8 protein-coding genes are annotated in these 7,061 nt (G+C 74.5%); 4 read left to right on the top strand and 4 right to left on the bottom strand.

Going from position 1 to position 7,061, the window contains the following annotated elements; genetic code table 11:
• Window positions 1-81: 81 nt before the first annotated feature.
• On the top strand, window positions 82-1,200 hold the full coding sequence (locus ACFWEJ_RS25470) for an epoxide hydrolase family protein (protein WP_377231968.1): 1,119 nt from the start codon (window positions 82-84) through the stop codon (window positions 1,198-1,200).
• An 8-nt stretch (window positions 1,201-1,208) separates the two neighbouring features.
• Here ACFWEJ_RS25470 and ACFWEJ_RS25465 read toward each other — a convergent pair whose 3' ends face one another.
• Entirely contained in the window at window positions 1,209-1,640 is a 432-nt protein-coding gene (locus ACFWEJ_RS25465) for a nitroreductase/quinone reductase family protein (protein ID WP_377231967.1), read from the bottom strand.
• 85 nt (window positions 1,641-1,725) lie between these two features.
• Between ACFWEJ_RS25465 and ACFWEJ_RS25460 the strand changes: the two genes are divergently transcribed.
• The gene (locus tag ACFWEJ_RS25460) at window positions 1,726-2,334 is read left to right on the top strand and encodes a TetR/AcrR family transcriptional regulator (RefSeq protein WP_377231966.1); all 609 of its coding nucleotides are present in this window, start codon (window positions 1,726-1,728) and stop codon (window positions 2,332-2,334) included.
• Window positions 2,335-2,351: 17 nt separating this feature from the next.
• Here ACFWEJ_RS25460 and ACFWEJ_RS25455 read toward each other — a convergent pair whose 3' ends face one another.
• The 3 genes from ACFWEJ_RS25455 to ACFWEJ_RS25445 form a co-directional block, all read right to left on the bottom strand.
• A complete protein-coding gene (locus tag ACFWEJ_RS25455; protein WP_377231965.1) occupies window positions 2,352-3,299 on the bottom strand; it encodes a cation diffusion facilitator family transporter in 948 nt (315 codons plus the stop codon).
• A complete protein-coding gene (locus tag ACFWEJ_RS25450) occupies window positions 3,296-3,784 on the bottom strand; it encodes an ArsR/SmtB family transcription factor (protein ID WP_377231964.1) in 489 nt (162 codons plus the stop codon). Before ACFWEJ_RS25450 ends, ACFWEJ_RS25455 begins: the two co-directional genes overlap by 4 nt.
• Window positions 3,785-3,963: 179 nt before the next feature.
• A complete protein-coding gene (locus ACFWEJ_RS25445; protein ID WP_377231963.1) occupies window positions 3,964-4,905 on the bottom strand; it encodes an NAD-dependent epimerase/dehydratase family protein in 942 nt (313 codons plus the stop codon).
• An 82-nt stretch (window positions 4,906-4,987) separates the two neighbouring features.
• On the opposite strand from ACFWEJ_RS25445, the gene ACFWEJ_RS25440 reads away from it, so the two are divergent.
• Both ACFWEJ_RS25440 and ACFWEJ_RS25435 read left to right on the top strand, forming a co-directional pair.
• Window positions 4,988-6,121: a mandelate racemase/muconate lactonizing enzyme family protein gene (locus tag ACFWEJ_RS25440; protein ID WP_377231962.1), complete on the top strand. Its 1,134-nt coding sequence runs from the start codon at window positions 4,988-4,990 to the stop codon at window positions 6,119-6,121.
• A 119-nt stretch (window positions 6,122-6,240) separates the two neighbouring features.
• On the top strand, window positions 6,241-7,002 hold the full coding sequence (locus ACFWEJ_RS25435; RefSeq protein ID WP_377231961.1) for a FadR/GntR family transcriptional regulator: 762 nt from the start codon (window positions 6,241-6,243) through the stop codon (window positions 7,000-7,002).
• The last annotated feature ends 59 nt before the right edge of the window (window positions 7,003-7,061 follow it).

Here is a 7,061-nt window from a genome sequence, read left to right as displayed (position 1 = left end):
GTACAGGTCACCCGGGTGACCTGTACGCCTGACACGTCGTGGGCCCCGGGCGATGTCAGTGGCGGCGTCTAACGTCGTGGCATGAGCGAGCCCCGGCCCTTCACCGTGCACGTCCCCGACCAGGTCCTCACGGACCTGCGCGATCGCCTGGCGCGCAGCAGGATCCCCGAGGACTCGCCCCGGCGTCCGGCGTCGGGCCTGACGTCCGGCTACCTGCGCGAGCTCGTCGACCACTGGATCAGCTGGGACTGGCGGGCGCGCGAGGCCTGGCTGAACGGGCACCCGCAGTTCCTCGCCGAGGTCGGGGGCGCGGACGTGCACTTCGCGCACCTCCGGTCCGAGCAGCCGGACGCCCCGGCCCTGCTCGTGCTGCACGGGTGGCCGCACACGTTCGCGCTGCAGCTCGACTTCGCCGACCTGCTGCCCGACCTCGACGTGGTGGTCGCGAGCCTGCCCGGCTTCGCGTTCTCGACGCCGTACGCGGACGGCGAGATGTCGGAGACGCGGCTGGCCGCCACGATGCACGCGCTGATGACCGACGTGCTGGGCTACGAGCGGTACTTCACCTACGGCGAGGATGTCACGGCGAACGTCAGCGACCTCATCGCGGCCCGGTACCCGGAGCACGTGGCGGGCATCGTCGCCACGCACGCGCACTTCCCGACCACGGCGGAGCGGGCGGCGCTCGACGACCCCGAGGCCAAGGAGTTCTTCGACGGCATCGCCGCGCGGCACCAGACCGACGGCGCCTACGGCCACGTCCAGGCCACCCGGCCGGACACGCTCGCGACCGCCCTCAACGACTCCCCCGCCGGCCTGCTGGCCTGGCTGACGGAGAAGCTCGTCGAGTGGAGCGACACCCCGCCCGGCGACCCCCGCGCGGTGGAGCAGCGCATCTCCCGGGACCGCATCCTGACCGAGGCGACGATCTACTGGGCCACCCAGACCATCGCGTCGTCGTTCCGCCCCTACTACGAGGGCGCCGACCAGCCCGGCCCGATCCCGCCGGCGACGGTGCCGGCCGCCGTCCTCGTCCAGCGGCACGAGGGCACGTACCCCGAGTCGCTCGCGCGCCGCCACTACCTCGACCTGCGGGTGTTCGACCGCCTGCCGGAGGGCGGACACTTCACGGTCGGCGAGGTGCCCGAGGAGATGGCGGCGCGCGTGCGGGAGTTCGTCCGCTCGGTCGACGGCGGCTGAGCCCCGACTCAGGCCGTCGGCTCCAGGCGGATCACCGGGAACTTGCGGTCGGTGTGGGTCTCGTACACCTTGGCGTCCGGCCAGTACTCGGCCCAGATCCCGTAGAGCCGCTCCCACTCGGGCGACGTCGGGCGCACCACGGTGACGGTCGCCCGCAGGGTCTGGTCGCCCACCTCGATGGTGGTCTCGCCGGCGCCGTCCTCCACGTTCGCCACCCAGACCGGGTCCTTGGGCGCGCCGCCCTGGGAGCCGACGACGAGGTAGGCGTCGCCGTCGGTCGCGGCCACCAGCGGCGTGACGTACTGCTTGCCGCTGACCCGCCCGACGTGGTGCAGGAGCAGCAGCCGCTTGCCGTCGAAGTGCCCTCCGGCTACGTCCGCGCCCAGCACGCCCGCGTTCGCGCGGAACGCCTCGATGATCCCGGTGTTCATGTCTGCCATCTCGTCCTCCTCGGACCTCCGCCGGCCCCCCGGCCGACCTAACCGGACTTTACCCCGCTTACGCGGTTCCGGATAGCATCCGGACATGAGCACGCCGATGACGTGGGGCACGCCGCAGCCCGAGCGGGCCGACGCCGCCCGCAACCGTCAGGTGCTGCTCGCCACCGCCCGCGACCTCCTGGCCGAGGTGGGGGCGGACTGCCTCACGATGGACCTCCTGGCCGAACGCTCCGGGCTCGGCAAGGGCACGGTGTTCCGCCGGTTCGGCTCCCGGGCCGGGATCTTCCAGGCCCTGCTCGACGACAGCGAGCGCGAGCTGCAGCAACGCGTGCTCAGCGGCCCGCCGCCGCTCGGTCCCGGGGCGCCGCCGGTCGACCGGATCATCGCCTACGGCACGGCGCGTGTCCGCTTCCTCGCCGACCACCGCGCCGTCGCGCGCGCCACGCTCGACGGCCGCCAGGCCGGCCGGCGTCGGCCCCTGTCCGAGATCCACCTGCGGGTGCTGCTGCGCGAGGTCGACCTGCCGGGCGCCGACGTCGAGGTGCTCGCGGGCCAGCTCGCGTACGCGCTGGACGGCCCGCTGCTGCTCCAGCTCTCCGCCGGTCCGGACCTGGAGGGACCGGAGCCGACGGCCCGCTTCGAGGCGGGCTGGCGCGACCTGGTCGAGCGGGTGTGCGGGGTGTCGGGGGCGTAGGCAGGGTGCCGGCACCGTCAGGCGTGCGTCGGCGCCTCATGCCGGGCGTGCTCGGCGGGCTCGAGCTGGAAGGTCGAGTGCTCCACGCGGACGTCGAACTGCGTGGCGACGCACCGCTGCAGGGCGTCGAGCACCGGCGGCGCCTGCCCGTCCCGGAAGCAGACGTCGCGCACCACGACGTGGGCGCTGATGGTCGGCAGGCCGGTGGCGACGAGCGAGGCGTGCAGGTCGTGCACCTCCTCGACGTGCTCCACCTCCAGGAGCCGCGCCCGCACCTCGTCGAGGTCCATGCCGGGCGGGGTCGACTCCAGCAGTACGCTCGCCGAGTCGGCCAGCAGCCGGGCGGCCCGCGGCAGGATGAGGACGGCGATGACCAGGCCCGCGACGGCGTCGGCCCGCTGCCAACCCGTCGTCGCGATCACGACCGCGGCCACGATCACCGCGACCGAGCCGAGCGCGTCGTTGACCACCTCCAGGAACGCGGCGCGCAGGTTGAACGACGCCGAGCGCCCGCCCGCGAGCACGAGCAGCGCCACGACGTTGCCCACCAGGCCGACGATGCCGAAGACGAGCAGGCCCGGCCCCGGCGCCTCCGCCGGACCCACCAGGCGGCTCACACCCTCGACCAGCGCGTACACGCCGACGGCGAGCAGCACCGCGGCCTGCGCGAGCGCGGCCAGGATCTCGGCCCGCCGGAACCCCCAGGTGCGGCGCGACGACGGCGGCCGCAGCGCGAGCGACGCCGCCCCGAGCGCGATGGCGAGGCCCGCAACGTCGGTGAGCATGTGCGCGGTGTCGACCAGGAGCGCGAGGCTGCCGGTGAGCAGGGCGCCGACCGCCTGGGCCACGAAGACGGCCGCCGTGATGCCGAACGCGACGGCCAGGCGGCGGCGTCCGCCCGGGTCGCGGTGCGCGCCCGCGTCGTGCCCGTGGCTGTGGCCGCCAGGGCCGTGGTTGTGGCTCACGAGGCTGCTCCCGACGCTGCGGACGGACCCGTCGTCGTCGGAGCCGACCCCGACGCCGTCGTCGCAGCCTGCGCCGCCGGAACCGACACGGGTGCGGCCAGCTCGGACGGGTGCACCGCCGAGCCGTCCACGCCGTAGACCGGGCACAGGGCCACGGCGTCGCCGGTCAGCGCCAGCAGCTTCTCGGCGGACGCGAGCACCGCGAGCGTCGCCTCCGGGTGGGTCAGCGAGAACACCGACGCCCGCCCCTGCGGCCGGGACTCGACGAGCCCGCAGTCGCGCAGGCAGGCCAGGTGCTTGGACACGGTGGACTGGGCCAGGCCGAGGTGCTTGGTCAGGTCGACCACGCGGTGCTCGCCGAGGGCCAGGTGCTGCAGGATCGCCAGCCGCGACGGGTCCGAGAACCCGTGGAACAGGCACGCCGCCACGACCATCGCCTCGGACTCGCGGGCCGCGACATCGCCCCCCACCTGTGTCATCGCCATGCGACGATGCTACCAGCCGCCACCCCACTCCCCTTTGAGGCCCTGGTTTCTCCTCTTTGAGCCGCCCCAAAGCGAAGAAACCAGGGCCTCAAAGGAAAGGTCGGACGACGACGGAGGCGGCAGCCCGACGGCGGCGGCCCGGGAGGCGGCAGCCCGGCGGCGGCGACCCGGCGTCGGGCTCAGGATGTCGCCCGGGCGTGCCAGGCCGTCGCCGTCGCGTCCAGGACGTCGTCCCACGGCGTCGGCCGGACGCCGAACACCCCGGTGGTCTCGGCGCCGTCCGCCACGAACGGCCGGTCGAACTGGTAGAGCACGCCCAGCGCCTCGCGCAGGAGCGGCACCACGAGGCCCCCGGCCCGCAGCACCGCGCGCGGGACGCGGCGCAGCCGGGGCTCCCCCGTCCCGGCCCGCGCGCCCAGCTCGCGCAGCACCTCGCGGACGGTCGCGGGCGGGTTGGACGGCACCAGCCACGGCGAGCCCCAGGCCCGGTCGTCGGCGCCGAGCGCCACCAGTGTCGCGGCGACGTCGTCGACCGCCGTCCAGGTGTGCGGCTGGTCCGGGTCTGCCATGACACTGGCCGGCTTTCCGGCGAGCGTCGCCGCCGCATACATGGGCAGGAGGCCGTGCGAGGCGGGGACGGTCGGCCCGATGTAGTCGGAGGCGCGCGCCTCGGTGGCGCGCACCCGCCCCGCGCGGTGGGCGGCGAGCGCCTCCTGCCACAGCCGCGCCCGCAGCCGGCCCTTGTGGTCCGACGCCGCGAGCGGCAGGCCGCGGGTCATCGGCCCGTCGACGGGGCCGTAGCCGTAGAGGTTGCTGAGCGTCACGAGCACCGCGCCGGAGGTCTCGGCGGCATGCAGGGCCGCGGCCGCCAGCGGGGGCCAGCCGCGCTCCCACGCCTGGTACGAGCCGGGGTTCGTGCAGTTGTACAGCACGTCCGCGCCCCGGGCCGCCGCGGCGAGCGCCGTCGCGTCCGTGGCGTCCAGCGCGATCCGCTCGACGCGGGGGTGCGCCGGGCCGCCGCCGGAGCGGGTCACCACCGCGACGGAGCGGCCGGCATGCGCCAGCCGGAGGGCGAGCGCGGTGCCGACAGGACCGGCGCCGAGGACGAGGTGGGAGGTCATGCCCCAGGGTCCCATCGATATTGGTCAGACAGGTTCACAACTTGTATGATCGCAAGCGAACATCCCGCCGCAAAGGAGCGCCATGACGTACCAGCCCGACGCCATCCGGACCGTGCAGCTCTCGACTGTCACGCTGCCGCTGGCCACCCCCATCTCCGACGCCAAGGTCTTCACAGGGCGGCAGAAGCCAATGACCGAGGTCGTGTTCCTGTTCGCGGAGATCACGACCGAGCAGGGGTTCGAAGGGCTCGGCTTCTCCTACTCCAAGCGCGCGGGCGGCCCCGCCCAGTACGCGCACGCCAAGGAGGTGGCCCAGACCGCGATCGGCGAGGACCCGAACGACATCGCCAAGCTCTACACGAAGCTGCTGTGGGCGGGCGCCTCGGTCGGCCGCTCCGGCGTGGCCACCCAGGCACTGGCCGCCATCGACATCGCCCTGTACGACCTCAAGGCCAAGCGCGCCGGCCTGCCGCTGGCCAAGCTGCTCGGCTCGCACCGCGACTCCGTGCGCACCTACAACACCTCGGGCGGGTTCCTCAACGCGAGCATCGAGGAGGTCAAGGAGCGCGCCAGCCGGTCGATCGCCGAGGGCATCGGCGGCATCAAGATCAAGGTCGGGCTGCCCGACAGCCGCACGGACCTCGCCCGCGTCGCCGCCGTCCGCGAGCACATCGGCCCCGACGTGCCGCTCATGGTCGACGCCAACCAGCAGTGGGACCGGGGCACCGCCCTGCGCATGGGCCGGCGCCTGGAGGAGTTCGACCTCGTCTGGATCGAGGAGCCCCTCGACGCCTACGACGCCGAGGGCCACGCGGCGCTCGCCGCCGCCCTGGACACCCCGATCGCCACCGGCGAGATGCTCGCCTCTGTCGCGGAGCACGAGCGGCTCATCGCGACCCGCGCCTGCGACATCATCCAGCCGGACGCCCCGCGCGTCGGCGGCATCACGCAGTTCCTGCGGCTGCTCACGCTCGCCGACCAGGCCGGGCTGGACCTCGCGCCGCACTTCGCGATGGAGATCCACCTGCACCTGGCCGCCACCTACCCGCGCGAGCCGTGGGTGGAGCACTTCGACTGGCTCGACCCGCTGTTCAACGAGCGCCTGGAGACGAAGGACGGGCGCATGCTCGTGCCGGACCGCCCGGGTCTCGGCGTGACGTTCAGCGAGCAGGCCCGCGCCTGGACGACGGACACGGCGACCTTCGGCCCCGCCTGACCCCCCGCCTGATCCCCCGCGACGTGTCAGACGTACAGGCCCCCCCCGTGACCGGTACGTCTGACACGTCCGGCCGGAAGCTCCGGCGGGAAGCGGCATCGAGATGGAAGCATGAGCCCATGGCCCAGACCCTGAGCGGCACCCTGGTGGAGACGCTGCGCAGCCGCATCGTCAACGGCGACATCGCGCCGGGCGAGAAGCTGCCCAGCGAGCCGCGCCTCGCCGTCGAGCACCAGGTCAGCCGTACCGTCGTCCGCGAGGCCATCGCGCGCCTGAACCTGGAGGGCCTGGTCCACACCCGGCGCGGCAGCGGCAGCTACGCCCTGACCCCGCCCGCCGAGGCCGACGACGGCGGAGCCCCCGTCGCCCGGTCGCTGGCCGACCGCCTCGCGCTGGTCGAGTACCGCCTGGCCCTGGAGGCCGAGGCCGCCGCGCTCGCCGCCGGACGGCGCACGCCCGCGCAGCTCGCGGCGCTGGCCGACCGGCTCGACGCGCTCGCGGCGTCCGACGGGCACCCCGCCACCGCGATGCAGCACGACTTCGCGTTCCACCGGCTCGTCGCCGAGGCCGCGGGCAACAGGTTCCTCCTGGAGGCCCTGGACCGACTCGGCCCGCAGATGATCGCCATGCCGCGCGGCCGGCTGGACCGGTCCGACGACGGCGGGTCGGGGAACGGCGGCTCCGGAGGCGGCCCGTCGGGCGCGTCGGCCACGGAACCGCACGGCGGCGGCCGCTTCGCCGGCGTCGTCCAGGAGCACCGCGCCGTCCTCGATGCCCTGGACGCGCAGGACCCGCTCGCCGCCGCAGCGGCGATGCGGGTCCACCTGACGTCGTCCCGCCGCCGCCTCCTGGACGAGTCGGGCGCCGACGCCGCCGGCTGACCAAGCCGCCGCGCCGCCGTCGGGCAAAGACGTTGACCACAGCAGCTGCTGCCAGGAGG

The sequence above is a fragment of the Promicromonospora sp. NPDC060204 genome, assembly GCF_042728455.1.
In the GTDB taxonomy this organism is placed as follows: domain Bacteria; phylum Actinomycetota; class Actinomycetes; order Actinomycetales; family Cellulomonadaceae; genus Promicromonospora.
Note: the sequence above shows the minus strand (reverse complement) of the source record. Positions and strands in the feature narration are given on the sequence as shown.

Coding starts and splice junctions, on each gene's coding strand:
- ACFWEJ_RS25465 (WP_377231967.1), bottom strand. CDS start 1,640: ATGGCAGACATGAACACCGGGATCATCGAGGCGTTCCGCGCGAACGCG.
- ACFWEJ_RS25440 (WP_377231962.1), top strand. CDS start 4,988: ATGACGTACCAGCCCGACGCCATCCGGACCGTGCAGCTCTCGACTGTC.
- ACFWEJ_RS25470 (WP_377231968.1), top strand. CDS start 82: ATGAGCGAGCCCCGGCCCTTCACCGTGCACGTCCCCGACCAGGTCCTC.
- ACFWEJ_RS25450 (WP_377231964.1), bottom strand. CDS start 3,784: ATGGCGATGACACAGGTGGGGGGCGATGTCGCGGCCCGCGAGTCCGAG.
- ACFWEJ_RS25445 (WP_377231963.1), bottom strand. CDS start 4,905: ATGACCTCCCACCTCGTCCTCGGCGCCGGTCCTGTCGGCACCGCGCTC.
- ACFWEJ_RS25435 (WP_377231961.1), top strand. CDS start 6,241: ATGGCCCAGACCCTGAGCGGCACCCTGGTGGAGACGCTGCGCAGCCGC.
- ACFWEJ_RS25460 (WP_377231966.1), top strand. CDS start 1,726: ATGAGCACGCCGATGACGTGGGGCACGCCGCAGCCCGAGCGGGCCGAC.